Source organism: Pararhizobium sp. P1_E7 (assembly GCF_056405855.1).
Genome location: NZ_JBFUBH010000012.1, coordinates 1 through 15,929, shown reverse-complemented (window position 1 = coordinate 15,929; position 15,929 = coordinate 1). Strand labels below are relative to the sequence as shown.

At 60.1% G+C, this 15,929-nt stretch carries 13 protein-coding genes and 1 pseudogene; 6 read left to right on the top strand and 8 right to left on the bottom strand.

Features of this window, described 5'->3' with window-relative positions; all coding sequences use genetic code 11:
- Window positions 1–2: 2 nt before the first annotated feature.
- Window positions 3–1,649, bottom strand: a complete 1,647-nt coding sequence (locus AC1D17_RS14485; RefSeq protein ID WP_477566094.1) for a Na/Pi cotransporter family protein — start codon at window positions 1,647–1,649, stop codon at window positions 3–5.
- Window positions 1,650–2,031: 382 nt separating this feature from the next.
- Between AC1D17_RS14485 and AC1D17_RS14480 the strand changes: the two genes are divergently transcribed.
- From AC1D17_RS14480 to AC1D17_RS14460, 5 genes are read left to right on the top strand one after another with little or no spacing between them, the layout of a single operon-like run.
- A complete protein-coding gene (locus AC1D17_RS14480; protein ID WP_477566093.1) occupies window positions 2,032–3,927 on the top strand; it encodes a peptidylprolyl isomerase in 1,896 nt (631 codons plus the stop codon).
- A gap of 16 nt (window positions 3,928–3,943) precedes the next feature.
- Complete coding sequence (trpD, locus tag AC1D17_RS14475) at window positions 3,944–4,957, top strand: anthranilate phosphoribosyltransferase (RefSeq protein ID WP_477566092.1); 1,014 nt, start codon at window positions 3,944–3,946, stop codon at window positions 4,955–4,957.
- Between the two features lie 11 nt (window positions 4,958–4,968).
- Window positions 4,969–5,784: an indole-3-glycerol phosphate synthase TrpC gene (trpC, locus tag AC1D17_RS14470; protein ID WP_477566091.1), complete on the top strand. Its 816-nt coding sequence runs from the start codon at window positions 4,969–4,971 to the stop codon at window positions 5,782–5,784.
- Window positions 5,784–6,278, top strand: coding sequence for a cyclic pyranopterin monophosphate synthase MoaC (moaC, locus tag AC1D17_RS14465; RefSeq protein WP_477566090.1), 495 nt, complete (start codon window positions 5,784–5,786; stop codon window positions 6,276–6,278). The genes trpC and moaC overlap by 1 nt, the downstream gene beginning before the upstream one ends.
- Window positions 6,278–7,501: a molybdopterin molybdotransferase MoeA gene (locus AC1D17_RS14460; protein ID WP_477566089.1), complete on the top strand. Its 1,224-nt coding sequence runs from the start codon at window positions 6,278–6,280 to the stop codon at window positions 7,499–7,501. Before moaC ends, AC1D17_RS14460 begins: the two co-directional genes overlap by 1 nt.
- 228 nt (window positions 7,502–7,729) lie before the next feature.
- On the opposite strand, the gene AC1D17_RS14455 is transcribed toward AC1D17_RS14460, so the two are convergent.
- From AC1D17_RS14455 to ytfQ, 6 genes are all read right to left on the bottom strand, one after another.
- Entirely contained in the window at window positions 7,730–9,007 is a 1,278-nt protein-coding gene (locus tag AC1D17_RS14455; protein WP_477566088.1) for a hemolysin family protein, read from the bottom strand.
- 190 nt (window positions 9,008–9,197) lie between these two features.
- Window positions 9,198–9,962, bottom strand: coding sequence for a FadR/GntR family transcriptional regulator (locus tag AC1D17_RS14450; RefSeq protein WP_477566087.1), 765 nt, complete (start codon window positions 9,960–9,962; stop codon window positions 9,198–9,200).
- Between the two features lie 12 nt (window positions 9,963–9,974).
- The gene (yjfF, locus tag AC1D17_RS14445; protein WP_477566086.1) at window positions 9,975–10,943 is read right to left on the bottom strand and encodes a galactofuranose ABC transporter, permease protein YjfF; all 969 of its coding nucleotides are present in this window, start codon (window positions 10,941–10,943) and stop codon (window positions 9,975–9,977) included.
- A complete protein-coding gene (locus AC1D17_RS14440) occupies window positions 10,940–11,965 on the bottom strand; it encodes an ABC transporter permease (RefSeq protein ID WP_477566085.1) in 1,026 nt (341 codons plus the stop codon). The genes yjfF and AC1D17_RS14440 overlap by 4 nt, the downstream gene beginning before the upstream one ends.
- The gene (gene ytfR, locus AC1D17_RS14435) at window positions 11,962–13,485 is read right to left on the bottom strand and encodes a galactofuranose ABC transporter, ATP-binding protein YtfR (RefSeq protein WP_477566084.1); all 1,524 of its coding nucleotides are present in this window, start codon (window positions 13,483–13,485) and stop codon (window positions 11,962–11,964) included. The genes AC1D17_RS14440 and ytfR overlap by 4 nt, the downstream gene beginning before the upstream one ends.
- A gap of 212 nt (window positions 13,486–13,697) precedes the next feature.
- Window positions 13,698–14,660: a galactofuranose ABC transporter, galactofuranose-binding protein YtfQ gene (gene ytfQ / locus AC1D17_RS14430; protein ID WP_477566083.1), complete on the bottom strand. Its 963-nt coding sequence runs from the start codon at window positions 14,658–14,660 to the stop codon at window positions 13,698–13,700.
- Window positions 14,661–15,054: 394 nt separating this feature from the next.
- Here ytfQ and AC1D17_RS14425 point away from each other — a divergent pair.
- Window positions 15,055–15,552, top strand: a pseudogene (locus AC1D17_RS14425) (transposase); the annotation flags it as partial.
- Window positions 15,553–15,782: 230 nt separating this feature from the next.
- Here AC1D17_RS14425 and AC1D17_RS14420 read toward each other — a convergent pair.
- Window positions 15,783–15,929: ATP-binding protein (locus AC1D17_RS14420; protein WP_477566169.1), on the bottom strand; the 147-nt coding region annotated here is incomplete at its 5' end.

The window sequence follows — 15,929 nt, the reverse complement described above, 5'->3', positions numbered from 1 at the left end:
CGTCAGTGCGGCATCCGCAACCGGCTTTCCGTCAACAGGCCGCCTTCATCGAGAATGGGGTGCGCGACGGAGACGATATGGGCGTTGATGCGCTTGAGATCACGCAGGATGTCGAGATGCAGTGAGCTCGTCTGCAGGCTATCGGTGCGGCCGTCGCGAAGTCGCTCAAGATGGCGCTCGGATGAGCGTTTCTCCATGTGGCGGACATCGACCTTCACCTCCATCAGGTGGCGGGCAAGATCGGCGTCGCGGGTCACGAAAATGGTCTGGGCGATGCGCAGATTGTCGATGGTGAGATTAAACAGCGTTGTCAGCTCATGATAGCCGTCCTCGGAGAATTTGAGGCCGTTGTCGATCTTCTTTTTGACCTGTTCCGTCAGGCCCTTTTCGATGATGTCGCCGATATGTTCAAGGTTGATGGCATAGTCGATGATCACGATGGAACGGCGGCCGTTGTCGTCGCTGAGACCGCTGCGCCCGAGCCGTGACAGGTAGAGCTTGACTTCCTGCTGCAGCAGATCGACCTGTTTTTCCAGTTTTCCGATGTCCTGCAGCTGGACAAGATCATTGCTGTTGAACGCATTCATCGTCGCGATCAGCATCTTCTCGATCAGATCGCCGACGCGCAGCACTTCCCGGGTGGCGCCGGAGAGAGCAATGACCGGCGTTGCGAGTGCACGGTCGTCGAGATAGAGCGGGCCTGTCTCGGCCTTTGGCTCATCTGGAATAAACCGCAGCATGGCCGCCGAGAGCAGTGACGAGAATGGCCAGGCGAAAATGGCAAGCGCGACATTGAAGATCAGGTGGATATCGACCGGCAGTTTTGCCGGCGAAAGAGGCAGCGTCTGGAGAAAGGCCGCAACCGGTGTTGCCACCGACAGCGCAATCAGGCAACCGATGGCGCGGACGACCAGATTGCCTGTGGTCACCCGTTTGGCCGAGGCGGAAGCCGACAGTGTCGCCATCACCGGCGGGACCGCACCACCCAGGTTGGCGCCAAGCACCAGCGCGATTGTCAGACCGGACGAGAGGATGCCGGTCCCTGCAAGCGACAGGATGAGAACAACGACGGCAAGGCTGGATGACGAGACGAAGGCAAGCACGGCCGCAAAGATCATGGCGACGGGCCAGGCGCTGTCGAGCATGGTGAGGAAGCTTGCGAGCGCCGGCGACTGGCGCATCGGTTCAGTCGCCAGCCCGAGCAGATGCAGCGACAACAGCATCAAGCCGATACCGACCAGGGCTGTGCCCGCGCCCTGTTTCGCACTGGACCGCCCTGCCCGGTACAGCATCACCCCCATGAGAATCAGCAATGGCGACAGCCAATCGATGCCGGTCGCGACGATCCAGGCAGTCACGGCTGTTCCGACGTTGGCGCCGAGGAGTACGATCTGGGCCATGCGCGCACGCACCAGCCCCTTTTCGACAAAGGAGGCAATCATCAGCGCAGTGGCGGTCGAGCTCTGAAGGGCGACTGTTGCGACGAACCCGCCGAGAAAGGAGCGCACCGGCCCGCTGGTGCCCTGCGCCAGCCCGGTCCGCAGCTTGATACCAAAAGCACGCGTCGCACCGTCCTTGACCTGCGACAATCCGAAAAGCAGCAAGGCGACCGCTCCAAACAGATTGACCATGACGATGATGGATTCCATGTCTGCACTCCGGCTTTTCCACCAAAATGGCTGCGCAACAAGCGAGTCGGCAATTTCTGGCGGATCAATGCTAGCATTTTCGAGGGCGATATAACCCGGGCTACAGCCAATTGTGACAGATAATTTTAGATTGCCGGCTAATATTTCCGACATGTTCCAGCCTTCGAACGGCACGGTCCAGGACTGCGCTGGCCTCGGTCTTGAAGCAGCTGGCGCGACATCGCGGGCAAATGCCCGCATGGCTGCTTCCATTCGCCAGCGCGGCACTGATTTCCTCGACTTTTTGCGCGTTTGAACCCTTCAATTCCGCCTCGGATTGCTCTAAGGAACGACACCGGTTGCCATCCGGCGGCCACGAAATTGCGACGAGGTATGCAGTCCCATGCTTGAAATCCTGAGAAGAGGCTCCCAGACCTGGGTTGTCAAAGGGCTTATGGCCCTTCTTGTTCTTTCCTTCGGTGTCTGGGGTGTGTCAACGTCGCTGGTACCGGGAGCTGCCGATGCGGTGGTGACGGTCGGAGACGTCAAAGTGTCTCCGAGCGATTTCCGCCTCGCCTATGAGCGCCAGCTCGCTCAGCTTTCCCGGCAGTTCGGTACGCGGCTGAGCCGCGAACAGGCCAAGGCCTTCGGTGTCGAAGCGCAGGTCTACTCGCAGCTCGTCGCCGGCGCCACCCTCGACCAATTGTCCGAGAACATGAACCTCGGCCTGTCCCAGGACCGGCTCGCCACGCTGATCAGCGAGGACCCGGCGTTCAAGGGCGTCAACGGCCAGTTCGACCGGTCGACCTTCTCGAGCGTCCTGCGCAATGCCGGTTTGCGCGAACAGGATTACATCAACAATCGCAGCCAGGTTGCGGTGCGCTCCCAGATCGTCGAGGCGCTGTCGGACGGCTATACGCCGCCGAAGGTGCTGGGCGACGCCCTGCGTCAGTATCGCAACCAGACGCGCACGATCGACTATTTGCTGTTGTCGAATGCCAATGTCGATCCGGTCAAGGCGCCGTCCGATGAGGTACTGAAGCCCTGGTTCGAAACGCACAAGGCCGAATACCGTGCGCCCGAGTTCCGCAAGATCAGCTATGTGAAGCTTGAACCGGCCGATATCGCCGATCCGGCCTCGGTCACCGAGGACGAAGTGCGGGCCGACTACGAGAAGCGCAAGAACAGTTTCACCACGCCGGAAACGCGGACCGTCGAACAGCTTTCCTTCCCCTCGCGTGCGGAAGCTGACGCAGCGGCAGTCAAGCTTTCCACAGGCACAAGCTTCGACGCTCTGGTCACCGCCTCCGGCAAGACCGCCAGCGATGTGCTGCTCGGCGATTTCACCCGTGACCGCATGCCCGATGCCAAGCTGGGTGACGCGGCTTTTGCGCTTGTGACGGATGGACAGACCACGCCGGTGATCGACGGTGCCTTCGGTGCCGTCATCCTGCGCGTCACCAACATCAAGCCGGAAACCGTTCGCGCCTATGACGAGGTCAAGGACGAACTGCGCAAGGAGCTGGCGCTCAGCAATGCCGGCGACGAGATCATGGGTATCCACGACAAGTTCGAGGATGCCCGTGTTTCCGGAGCGTCGATGAAGGAAGCCGCCGAACAGACCAATCTCAAGCTTGTTGTCCTCAACGCAGTTGACGCGCGCGGAAACGATGCCGATGGCGAGGCAATCGCCGGTATTCCGGAAGCAAAGACCTTTCTCGAGGAGGCCTTCAAGGCTGAAGTCGGCGGAGAAACCCTGCCGGTCAATCTCGGCCGCGACGGTTACGTCTGGTTCGATGTCGACGAAGTGACGCCAGCGCGCGACCGCACGCTGGATGAGGCCCGTGAAAAGGTCGTGGCCGACTGGACGGCGGAACAGCAGCGCAGCGAGCTTGCCGCCAAGGCCGTCGAGCTGAAGGGCCGGGTCGAAAAGGGCGAAACACTCGCAGCAATTGCCACGGAACTCGGTATCGCCGTCGAAACCAAATCGGGACTTCGCCGGTCTTCAGAAGATGCGGCGCTGAGCCCTCAGGCCGTCACCGCTGCCTTTGGCGGCGCCAACGGTCTGGTCGCCAATGCCCCCGGCCTTGCCGGCGAAGGACAGATCCTCCTGAAGGTCACCGAAGTCGATGACAACAATCCCGGCGACGCGCTCGACAATGACGATCGCCAGATCAACGCCATGGCCCAGGCCAGCGGCGACGACATTCTCGATCAGATGGTCACCGAGCTGCAGAAGGGCTACGGTGTCACGATCAACCAGCAGCTCGCCGAGCTTGCTCTGTCGCAGCAGCGGTAACGCAAAAGGGATCAGCATGCCGGACTTGAAGCCTTTCGTCGCCAAGGCCGCAACGGGTGAAGCGCTTAACCGCGACGATGCTCGTGCGGCCTTCGAAATCATCATGTCCGGCGAAGCCACCCCTTCGCAGATCGGCGGTTTCCTGATGGCGCTGCGCGTGCGCGGCGAAACGGTGGATGAAATCGTTGGCGCCGTCGGCGCCATGCGGGCGCGTATGCTGACGGTGGAAGCACCGGCCGACGCCATCGATATCGTCGGAACCGGCGGCGATGGCGCCGGGACATATAACATCTCGACGCTGGCGGCCTTGATTGTCGCCGGCGCCGGTGTCCCGGTCGCAAAGCATGGCAACAGGGCGCTCAGCTCCAAGTCCGGAACAGCCGATGCGCTCTCCTGCCTTGGCGTCAAGCTCGATATCGGGCCCGATGCCATTGCGCGCTGCATTTCAGAAGCCGGGCTCGGCTTCATGTTCGCCCAGCAGCACCATTCCGCCATGCGTCACGTCGGCCCGACCCGCGTCGAGCTTGGTACCCGCACGATCTTTAATCTGCTCGGTCCCCTGTCGAATCCTGCCGGCGTCAAGCAGCAGCTTGTCGGCGTCTTTGCACCGCAATGGGTGGTGCCGGTCGCCGAGGTTTTGCGCGATCTCGGTTCGAAAAGCGTCTGGGTCGTGCATGGCGATGGGCTGGACGAGATTACCACGACTGGTGTCACACAGGTCGCAGCACTTGAAAACGGTTCAATCCGCACGTTTGAATTGACGCCGTCCGATTTTGGGCTGGACACTGTGACCATCGACAAGCTCAAGGGTGGTGATGGTGCGCACAATGCCGTGGCGCTGAAGGGCGTTCTTGAAGGCGATGCGACCCCTTACCGCGATATCTCCCTTGCCAATGCCGCCGCATCGCTGGTGATTGCAGGACGTGCCGGCAATCTTGAAGAGGGCATGGCGCTTGCCCGTCAGTCGCTGACCAGTGGCTCTGCCAATGCCACGCTTGAGCGGCTCATCCGCGTTTCCAACGCGGCATAAGGAGAAACTCCATGGCCGATATTCTGCGGAAGATCGAAATCTACAAGCGCGAGGAAATCGCAGCCGCAAAGGCAAGTGTCAGCCTCGCCGACCTCAAAGCGATGAGCGCCGGCCAGGGAGCGCCACGTGGTTTCCTGAACGCGTTGACAGCCAAGCAGGCGCAAGGCGGATTCGGCCTTATTGCGGAAATCAAGAAGGCCAGCCCGTCCAAGGGGTTGATCCGCCCAGACTTCGATCCGCCGCTTCTGGCAAAGGCTTATGAAATCGGCGGTGCTGCCTGTCTGTCGGTCTTGACCGATGGGCCGAGTTTTCAAGGTGCACCGGAGTTCCTGACGGCGGCGCGCAATGCCTGTTCGCTTCCGGCCCTGCGCAAGGACTTTATGTTCGAGACCTATCAGGTTCACGAAGCCCGTGCCTGGGGCGCCGATTGCATTCTCCTGATCATGGCGTCGCTCAATGACAGCGATGCACAAAGGCTGGAGGAAGAGGCGTTTTCGCTCGGCATGGATGTTCTGGTCGAAGTGCATGACGAGGAAGAGCTGGAACGGGCGCTGAAACTGAGCTCGCCGCTGCTCGGCATCAACAATCGCAATCTGAAGACGTTCGAAGTCGACATCGCCCTGTCGGAAAAGCTGGCGCCGCTGGTTCCCGCTGACCGCTTGCTCGTCGGCGAAAGCGGCATTTTTACCCATGAGGATTGCATGCGGCTGGCAAAGAGCGGGATTTCGACATTCCTCGTCGGCGAAAGCCTGATGCGCAAGGACGACGTCACGGCCGCGACCCGCACCCTGCTGACCGGTTCCGCCACAATTCTGGCCGCCGAATAATGAGCGCGCCCTCCCTCACCCATGTCGGCGCCGATGGCCAGGCCCATATGGTCGATGTGTCAGACAAGGCAGAGACAGTGCGTGTCGCCGTTGCGGAAGGCTATGTGCGGATGCGACCGGAAACGCTTAATCTCATTCTCAAGGGCAATGCCAAGAAGGGTGACGTCATCGCCACCGCACGGCTTGCCGGCATCATGGCGGCAAAGCAGACGGCCAATCTGATACCGCTGTGCCATCCACTGATGCTGTCGAAGGTGTCCGTGGAGATTTCCGCCGACGAGACCCTGCCGGGACTGAGGATCGAGGCCATGGCCAAGCTCACCGGCAGGACCGGCGTCGAGATGGAAGCGCTGACGGCCGCGAGCATCGCCTGCCTGACGATCTACGACATGGCCAAGGCGGCTGACCGGGAAATGGAGATCGGCGGCATACGGCTCGTTCAAAAGTCGGGCGGACGTTCCGGCGACTATATTCGCCAGGAGAGTGAGGGCTGATGGCCTTGCTCCCGGTCGCAGATGCGCTTGCCAGACTGCTCGGGGGTACCGCCCCGCTGACAGGGACCGAGACTGTCGACTTGCACGAGGCGATGGGGCGCGTCCTGGCTGACGATCTCAAGGCAAAGCTGACCCATCCCGCCTTCGACAATTCGGCGATGGACGGCTATGCCGGACGCCACGAGGATTTTGCGGAAATCGGTACGGAGCTTGCCGTTATCGGCGAATCGGCGGCCGGACGCGGTTTTTCGGGCCATGTCGGCCCCGGTCAGACCGTGCGCATCTTTACCGGCGCACCGGTTCCCGCCGGCGCCGATACCGTGCTGATCCAGGAAGATGCGGATAAACTCCCGGATGGGCGTATCCGCACCACCTTTGCCGTGGGGAAAGGCCGCCATATCCGCCCCAAGGGGCAGGATTTTACCACAGGCGATGCGGTGTTGCGGGCGGGCGACATGCTGGACGCAGGCCGGTTGACGGTCGCGGCGGCCATGAATCACCCGCAATTGCCGGTTCTCAGGCGTCCGAAGGTGGCGATCCTTGCCACCGGCGACGAATTGCTGCCGCCCGGCAGCATCCCCGGTCCGGATCAGATCATTGCCTCGAACACCTATGGCGTCGCGGCGATCGCGCGGGACAACGGCGCCGAGGTCATCGATCTGGGGATTGTCCGCGACGACAAGGCGGCTATTGCCGCGGCGGTCGCCAAAGCGCGGGCCGCAGGTGCGGATGTCCTGGTCACCCTTGGCGGCGCATCCGTCGGCGATCACGACCTTGTCCAATCGGCACTGGTCGAAAGCGGCATGGTGCTCGACTTCTGGCAGATTGCCATGCGGCCCGGCAAGCCGCTGATGGTCGGGTCCCTTCACGGCATGACCGTGCTCGGCCTGCCCGGAAACCCGGTTTCAAGCCTTGTCTGCGCACTGCTGTTTCTGGAACCGCTGCTGCGCCATCTCGGGCGTCTGCCCCGGCGCAATCGCAGCGGCCAGGCAAGAACGGTGACCGCGCTTGCCGCCAATGACAAACGTCAGGACTATGTTCGTGCGCGGTTGACATGGGGCGACGATGGCGTTCTGCGCGCAGAAACCTTTTCACGCCAGGATTCCTCGATGATGCAGGTCTTTGCCCAGTCCGGTTGCCTGATCATCCGGCCGCCCCATGCGCCGGCGGTGAACGCCGGTGCATTGTGCGATGTCATGATCCTGCGGCAGCCAGCGGTCTGATCGTTTCCCCTGCCAAAGGCCTTCGGCGCGCCCATCTACCCTGACGAAAAATGAGGTGATGGCGGCATCGTCCGCAATACTGTTGCGTTAATCATTTATTAATCGAAGCGGCCGAATAATAGCTCCAGTTGACCTGACTACGGATGTACTAGCGGGCCAAACATAGGACGAGTTGACAAAAGGCCGGGCATTCCCGGCCTTTTTGTTTTTTGCAGCTGAACGCAATCTTCAATGGGCAGCGCGAGAGACGAGAATCTTGTCGATGCGGCGGCCATCCATGTCGATGACTTCGAAACGGTATCCATAGGCTTCCGTAACGTCGCCCTCCTCCGGGTTCTTGCGCAGCTGCTGCACCAGGAAGCCGGAGATGGTCTCGTAGCTGCCGTCGGAATCGATTTCGTCGATACCGATCGTCAAGTGGATTTCGTCGATCGGCGTGCGGCCATCGACCAGATAGGACCCGTCATCACGCTGCCGGATCAATGCGTGCTCGATATCGTCATAATTCGACGGCAGTACGCCGACAATCGCCTCAAGGATGTCGGCGATAGTGATGATGCCTTCGATACTGCCATATTCATCGACAATCATCGCCATGTTGATATGCGATGCCTTGAAGGCCTCCAATGCTTTCAGGCAGGACGCGGTTTCCGGCAAGGTGTGGATATCCTTGACGAAATTGCGAATCTGGAAGCCGGTCTTCATCGGTGCATTCAAGATTTCCTTGACCTGCACGGCTCCGAGCACCTCGCCGCTTGCATCCATCACCGGATAGCGGGAATGGGCCGATTGCTCGACCTTGGCGCGGATGGTTTCGAGCGTGTCGTTGACGTCGATGAAGCTGACTTCCGTGCGGTGCGTCATGATCGATTTGACGTTGCGGTCGCCAAGCCGGATGATTCGGCGCAGCATTTCGTGCTCCGACTTCTCGATCGCGCCGCTTTCGACGCCCTCGGCCATGATCGCCTGTACTTCTTCCTCTGTCACATGGTCACTGTCGCTGGTAACGCCGATAATCCGCATGAACAGCGATGCCGACATCTCGAACAGATAGACGACCGGGGCAGCCAGGCGCGAGAGAAACGACATCGGGCCGGCGACGAACATCGCCACGCCTTCGGAATTCTTCAACGCCAATTGCTTGGGAATAAGCTCGCCGATCACGACGGAGAGATAGGTGATCAGGGTGACGACCAGCGCGACTGCAACTGTGCTGCCGTAAGGATTGATCCAGCTGATCGTGTCGAGCGTAGGCGACAGCTTGTCGGCGATCGTCGCGCCACCATAGGCACCGGCGAGCGTACCCACGAGGGTGATGCCGACCTGAACGGTGGACAGGAACTTACCCGGATCCTCGGCGAGCCGCAGCGCCAGTTCGGCGCGGCTGTTGCCCTGTTTTGCCATCTGCCGCAGCAGAGGCCGGCTTGCCGATACAATTGCCATTTCCGAAAGCGCGAAAAACGCATTGATCAATATGAGAACGAAAATGACAATCAGTTCGGACATAACCCTCGGACACCGTTGATAGAGACACTCGCCAAAGACAGCGCGTATCAGTTGAAGTCCTATCAAATAGGCGGAAGACGCAGTTGCAGCAAGGCAGCAACTGCAGAATAACGGTTCTTTTGGCCCTGGCCCCGTTTGAGAGAAGACCATACCCGGCAATTTAGTCAGATTGCCGAACGAGCGGCAGACGTTACCGGGTCGGGCCCGTCTCTTCAGCGAGTTCCTTGAGAGCCACCCGTACGCGCTCGCGCCCGACACGGATGACATTCTCCATCGCCGCCCTTGCGCCTGCCTCATCCCGCCGGCTGATCTGCTCGACAATGCGGATATGCGTGCGAGCAACGTCGTCGATGCGATCGCGGCCTGACGCCGGCGAACTCAACTTGAAGATTCCGACAAGCGCCGCTTCGATCAGGCTGCCAACAGTGCGCATGAACGGGTTTCCCGAGGCTTCGACGACAGCGAGATGAAACCGCAGATCGGCGACAGCAAGCGTTTCGGCGGTATGTTCGGGATCACCCATGGCAACGGCCAGCCGCATCATGCCGCTGATCTCCGCTTCCGTAGCGTTAAGCGCGGCGAGCGCTGCAGCATGGGGCTCGAATGCCAACCGTATCTCACTGAGATGATAGAGGAATTCCTCGTCGACACCGCGATGGAAATGCCATGTCAGCACGTCGCTGTCGAACAGATTCCATTGGTTTTTGGCCGTCACCCGGGTACCGATCCTGGCCCGCGGCACGATCAGTCCTTTGGCCGCCAGCGTCTTCATCGCCTCGCGCAGAACCGTTCGCGACACCTTGAAACGCATCGCCAGTTCCGGATCGCCGGGAAGAATGGAGCCCACCGGAAATTCACCCGACACAATAGCCTTGCCCAGTTCATCCACCACCTGCGCGTGGCTCGTGCGCGTTCGCGCTCCGGTCAGAACGGTTTCGAGCAGACTTTTACCCAACCAAATCCCCCCTCAGGAATACCTCTTGTTTTGGCGCGACAAGAACAGAATGGCCTTTTGCATCAGAATGAATGCAAACAGCAAAGCACCGATCAGAATTTTCGTCCACCAACTCGACAGCGAACCGTCAAAGGTGATGTAGGTCTGTATCAATCCTTGAATCAAGACGCCGACGAGTGTTCCTCCAACAAACCCGGCGCCTCCCGTCAGAAGCGTTCCACCGATCACCACAGCGGCGATCGCATCCAGCTCGACGCCAACGGTGGCGAGCGAATAACCTGCTGATGTGTATAGGGAATAAACGATTCCCGAAAGCCCGGCGAGAAAACCCGACAGTCCGTAGATCATAATTGTCGTGCGGCCGACGGGAACGCCCATCAGGGCCGACGTCTGGGCACCGCCGCCAAGCGCATAAACATTGGTGCCGAAGCGGGTGCGTTGGGCAAGGAGGATGCCGCTGGCGAAGACCAGGAGCATCAGCCCGCCGATCAGCGTGATACGGCCACCACCCGGCAGCTTGTAGTAAAATGTCTTCATCGCCGCGTAGAACGGATGCTTGATCGGGATGGAATCGATCGACAGAACAAAGGCCATGCCGCGTGCGAGAAACATGCCCGCCAGCGTCACGATAAAGGCCGGCATTTCAAGATAGTGGATGATCGCGCCCATGATCGCGCCGAACAGCGTTGTGATCAAAAGTACGAGCGCGAAGGCTGCGAGCGGATGGATGCCGGTATTTTCCATCAGGACCGCAAGGAAGATGCCGGTAAAGGCAATGACCGAGCCGATCGACAGGTCGATGCCACCCGACAGGATGACGAATGTCATGCCGACCGCGGCGATGCCGAGAAAGGCGTTGTCCGTCAACAGGTTGCCGATCACCCGGGTCGACAGGATATTTGGATATTGCGCAGCACACGCCGCATAGGAGACGACGAAAATGACGATGGTGGCGATTAGCGGGAGATATTTCTGGTTCATCGGGCGGACTGCTCTGCGGTCTCTCTGCGGACGGACTTGCGGCTGAAAAACGTCATGCCGGCCTGCACACGCGGCGATTGGATAACGAGGATGATGACGATGATCGCCGCCTTGATGATCAGGTTGAACTCCGGCGGAAAGCCGGACGACAGGATGCCGGTGTTGACCGCCTGAATGATCATCGCGCCGATCAGCGAAGCAACGATGCTGAACCGGCCGCCAAGCAGCGACGTGCCGCCGACGACGACGGCCAGAATGGCGTCGAGTTCGAGCCATAGCCCGGCATTGTTGGCATCCGCTCCACGAATGTCAGCGGTCACGATCAATCCGGCAATGGCCGCGCATAGTCCCGACAGCATGTAGGCCGCCATCAACAGCAAGGGCGTCTGGATGCCGGAGAGCGTGCTGGCGCGGCGATTGATGCCGACTGCTTCGATCAGCATGCCGAGCGCTGTTCGCCGCACCAGCAGGGCGACGGCAATACCGAATACCAGCCAGATGACCACCGGCATGGGAAGACCGGCGAACGAGCCGCTGCCGATGAAAATCAGGCCCGGATCGTTAAAGGTCAGGATTGCGCCTTCCGTCACCAGCTGCGCGATACCGCGCCCGGCAACCATCAGCACAAGCGTGGCGATGATCGGCTGGATATTGAGGACGGAAACCAGAAAACCGTTCCAGACACCGCATATGAGGCCGGTTCCGATCGCAAGCAGCAGGGTGACGGCCAGCGGATCGCCGCGCACGCTGGATGCGGCGGCAACAGCGCCGCAGATGGCCATGACCGCACCGACAGACAGATCGATGCCCTTGGTGGCAATCACCACGGTCATGCCGACGGCAAGAAGGGCAACGGGGGCACCGCGATTGAGAATATCGATCAGGCTGCCATAAAGCCGCCCGTTCTGTATTTCGACAGAAAAGAAATCCGGAAAGACCAGCCGGATCAGCACCAGGATCATCGCCAGAGCGATAAACTGCGGCAGCAGACGTCGGCCGAGGCGTTTTGCGTTATCGATCATTGCACGCCTCCAGCAGCCGTTGCCGCGGCAATGGCATTGACGATGTGTTCGGTGGTGATCTCGCTGCCGGTCAGTTCGGCGACATGGGTCCGATCCCGAAGGACGATGATCCTCGAACTGTAAGCCACGAGTTCCTCAAGCTCGGAGGAAATGACGATCAGCGACATGCCCTGCGCGCAGAGTTCGCCGATCAGCCGGATGATTTCCGCATGCGCGCCGACATCGATGCCGCGCGTCGGTTCGTCAAGAATGAGAAACTGCGGGTTGGTCGCCAGCCAGCGCGCCAGAATGGCCTTTTGCTGATTGCCACCGGAGAGCAGGCGGATCGGCTTTTCCCGGTCGCTGGTGCGAATGTCCAGCGCCTTGATATAGCGGTCGGCCAGGGCGTTCTGTTCGGATGCCGACAGGGGACGCGCCCAGCCACGCCGCGCCTGCAAGGCAAGAGCGATGTTTTCGCGCACGGACAGTTCGCCGATGATCCCGTCCAGCTTGCGATCCTCGGGGCAAAACCCGAATCCTTCGGCAATGGCGGCGCGCGGCGATGACAGATTGGCCGCCTTGCCGCCGATATCGGCGCTGCCGCTATCGGCACGGTGCACCCCGAACATCAATTCCGCGGTTTCGGTGCGGCCGGAACCGAGAAGGCCTGCGATGCCGACAACCTCGCCCTTGCGGACGTCCAGATCGAACGGCTTGATCTTGCCGGCCTTGCCGTACTGCGAAAACCGGAAATGAACGGGCCCGCTTGCGGCCTCGGTGCCGCCGGCCGCCTTTTCGACAGACTGAAGCTCATGGCCAAGCATCATCGTCACGAGTTCGCGGCGCGGCAGGGATGCGGTGTCGCGGGTGCCGACCAGCTGGCCGTTGCGCAGCACGGTGATACGATCGGAAAGATCGTAAACCTGTTCGAGAAAATGGGTGATGAAGACGATACCAAGCCCCCTCGCCTTCAAGTCGCGGACGATGCGGAACAGCATCTCCACTTCCTGCGCATCGAGACTGGCGGTCGGTTCATCGAGGATCAGCACCTTGCCGGAGAGATCGACGGCGCGGGCGATTGCCACCACCTGCTGGATGGCAACGGGATAGCTTTCGAGTGCTGCGGAAACATTGATATCGATGCCGTATTGCGCCAGCAATGCATGGGCGCGCCTGTTCATTTCGCGGGTCTGGATGAGACCGAACCGGCGCGGCTGACGCCCGAGAAAAAGATTCTCCGCGACGCTCAGATTTCCAAGCAGATTGACCTCCTGGTAGACAGTGCCAATCCCCAGTTTCTGCGCGTCGAGCGTATCGTGCGGGTCGATCTCGCCGCCATCCAGCATCAACACGCCGGCGTCACGGCGATAGGCGCCCGTCATGCATTTGATCAGCGTCGATTTTCCCGCGCCGTTTTCACCGAGGAGCGCATGCACTTCTCCGCGCCGCAGCGAGAAATCGACCCTGTTGAGGGCGATGGCGCCAGGAAAGGTCTTCACGATCCCGGCGGCGACAAGAATATCGTTTGAGTTGTTTTGCATAAAACCGGCTTCTTCAAGGAAACTAGGTCGGCCGTAGCTTACGGATTTGCGCCGGTCATGTCAGCATCCGTCGCAGGGCACGGCTGTTTCCGTGGTGAGGGGCGGATGCCTGGGCGAACCGTTGGCAAAGACGATTTGCCGGCATCGTTTTTCGGTCAACACCTGCGGTCCGGGGACCGAAGGTGCGACCTTCCAACGATGCCGGCGATCGATCAGTAGCCGAGGCCCTTCTTTTCTTCGTAGACCTTCTGCGGATCGTCAGCCTGGGTGTAGAGCTTCGATTCCGTCTGGATCCACTTAGCCGGCTTGGTGCCGTCCTTCAGGAACGCATCAAGCGCGTCCAGCGCCGGGCCAGCCATGTTCGGCGTCAGTTCGACGGTGGCATTGGCTTCGCCGGCCGCCATCGCCTGGAAAATATCCGGAACGGCATCGATCGACACGACAATGATATCCGTGCCCGGCTTCAGACCGGCTTCCTTGATCGCCTGGATGGCGCCGACGGCCATGTCGTCATTGTGGGCGTAGAGCGCGCAGATGTTCTTGCCGCCGTCTTCCGCCTTCAGGAAGCTTTCCATGACTTCCTTGCCCTTGGTGCGGGTGAAGTCACCGGTCTGGCTGCGGACGATCTTCAGGTTGTCGTGGCCTTTCAGCGCTTCTTCGAAACCCTTCTTGCGATCGATAGCCGGCGAAGAACCTGTGGTGCCCTGCAGCTCGACGACATTGCATTGCTTGTCCCCGACCTTGTCGACCAGGAATTTGCCGGCGACACTGCCTTCGTGGACGAGGTCGGACGTAACAGCCGTCAAATAGAGATCGTCGGCCGAATCAACCGTGCGGTCGAGAAGAATGACCGGAATTTCGGCATCCTTGGCTTCGGTCAGAACTTCATCCCAACCGGTCGCAACAACCGGCGCGATCAGAATGGCGTCAACGCCCTGGGCGATAAACGAACGCAGAGCCTTGATCTGGTTTTCCTGCTTCTGCTGCGCATCGGCGAATTTCAGATCGATGCCGCGCTTCTCCGCCTGTTGCTTGGTCAACGTGGTTTCAGCCGCGCGCCAACCGGATTCGGAGCCGATCTGCGAAAAGCCGATCGTCAGATCGGCAGCAGAGGCCGAGCCGAACATGCAGGCAGCCAGAACTGTGGCACAGCTAAGTGCAGTCTTGATTTTCATGATTTCCTCCCAAAGAAGCTGCCCTCAGCAGCGCGTGTAAAAAATCATACTATATGATTTATGTAAACAGGCTTTTGTGCCCGTTGGGAAATTTTCGCAACTCTTGGTTCTGCCCTTTTAAAGTGGACTCATTCCATCAATAGAGGCGTGTCTTTTCACTTTAACCGTGTCCCCGCATCAGAGCCTCTCCGCCGCAACCGGTGCCGAACATGAGAAGGCGGGCATAGCTGTTGAGGCCCAACAACAGTACACCGCCGTTCCAGTCGCTGGTGCCATGCCTGCATGTGGGAACGGGTGTTCAAGGCGCTGACGGCGGATCGCGACAATCGGTATCTGATGATCGACAGTACCACCGTGCGCGCCCACCAGCAGGCCGCCAGGAAAAGGGGGGGCCAAGGATCAGGCGGTGGGGCGTTCCCGAGGTGGATTGACGACGAAAATCCACCTGCTGGCCGACACGTTGGGCCGACCTCTTCGCATCATCGTAACGGCCGAACAGGTGGGAGACATCACTCAGGCTTCCGCCCTCCTGGAAGGCCAGAGCGGCGATGCCGTTCTGGCCGACAAAGCCCATGACAGCAATGCCTTTCGTGCCGGCATCGGCGCCAGGGCGGTGATCCCATCAAACCGCTCGCGCAAGATCATCATCCCGCGCGATGCACTCGCCTATAGACATCGCAACCGCATTGAGCGGTGCATTCAACCGAATGAAGCACTTCCGGCGCTTCGCAACACGCTACGATCGAAGAACCATTCATTTCTCAGGCTTCGCCTATCTCACTGCCGCAATGATCTGGATGCGGTGAATGTCGATTGGTCCTGGGAGGATTTCGATGAGCGCAAGTACCCGGCGTGGCGCACGTACGACTGGCAGGCGGATCTCCGAGGTTAGCCTCCTTGCTCTCGGAGATTTAGGGACTGCGATATAGCCATTCCCCCCGGCTAAGTATCCGCGGGCAATGTGGCACAGCGGATCAAACCGATTGGCGTTCCGGGACGAGCGTTAATGGAAAAAGACTGCTTCTATCGCTCCAGGAACACCGAGAAACCACCTTCCCCTTATCAGGAGTGTTGATTTCCACTGAGAGCTGACCCGGCATTTCCACCGAGAAGTGACCCGCCTTAGGTATCGTTCGTGTTGGTCGTGGTGGTCAAGTTCCTGCGTTTTTCCTTTGCGGTTTTGGGCTCATGCGCTGAGCTGTTCTTGAAGCGGAAGCTGTCGTTTCCCGTTTCCAGGATGTGGCAGTGGTGGGTAAGCCGGTCGAGCAG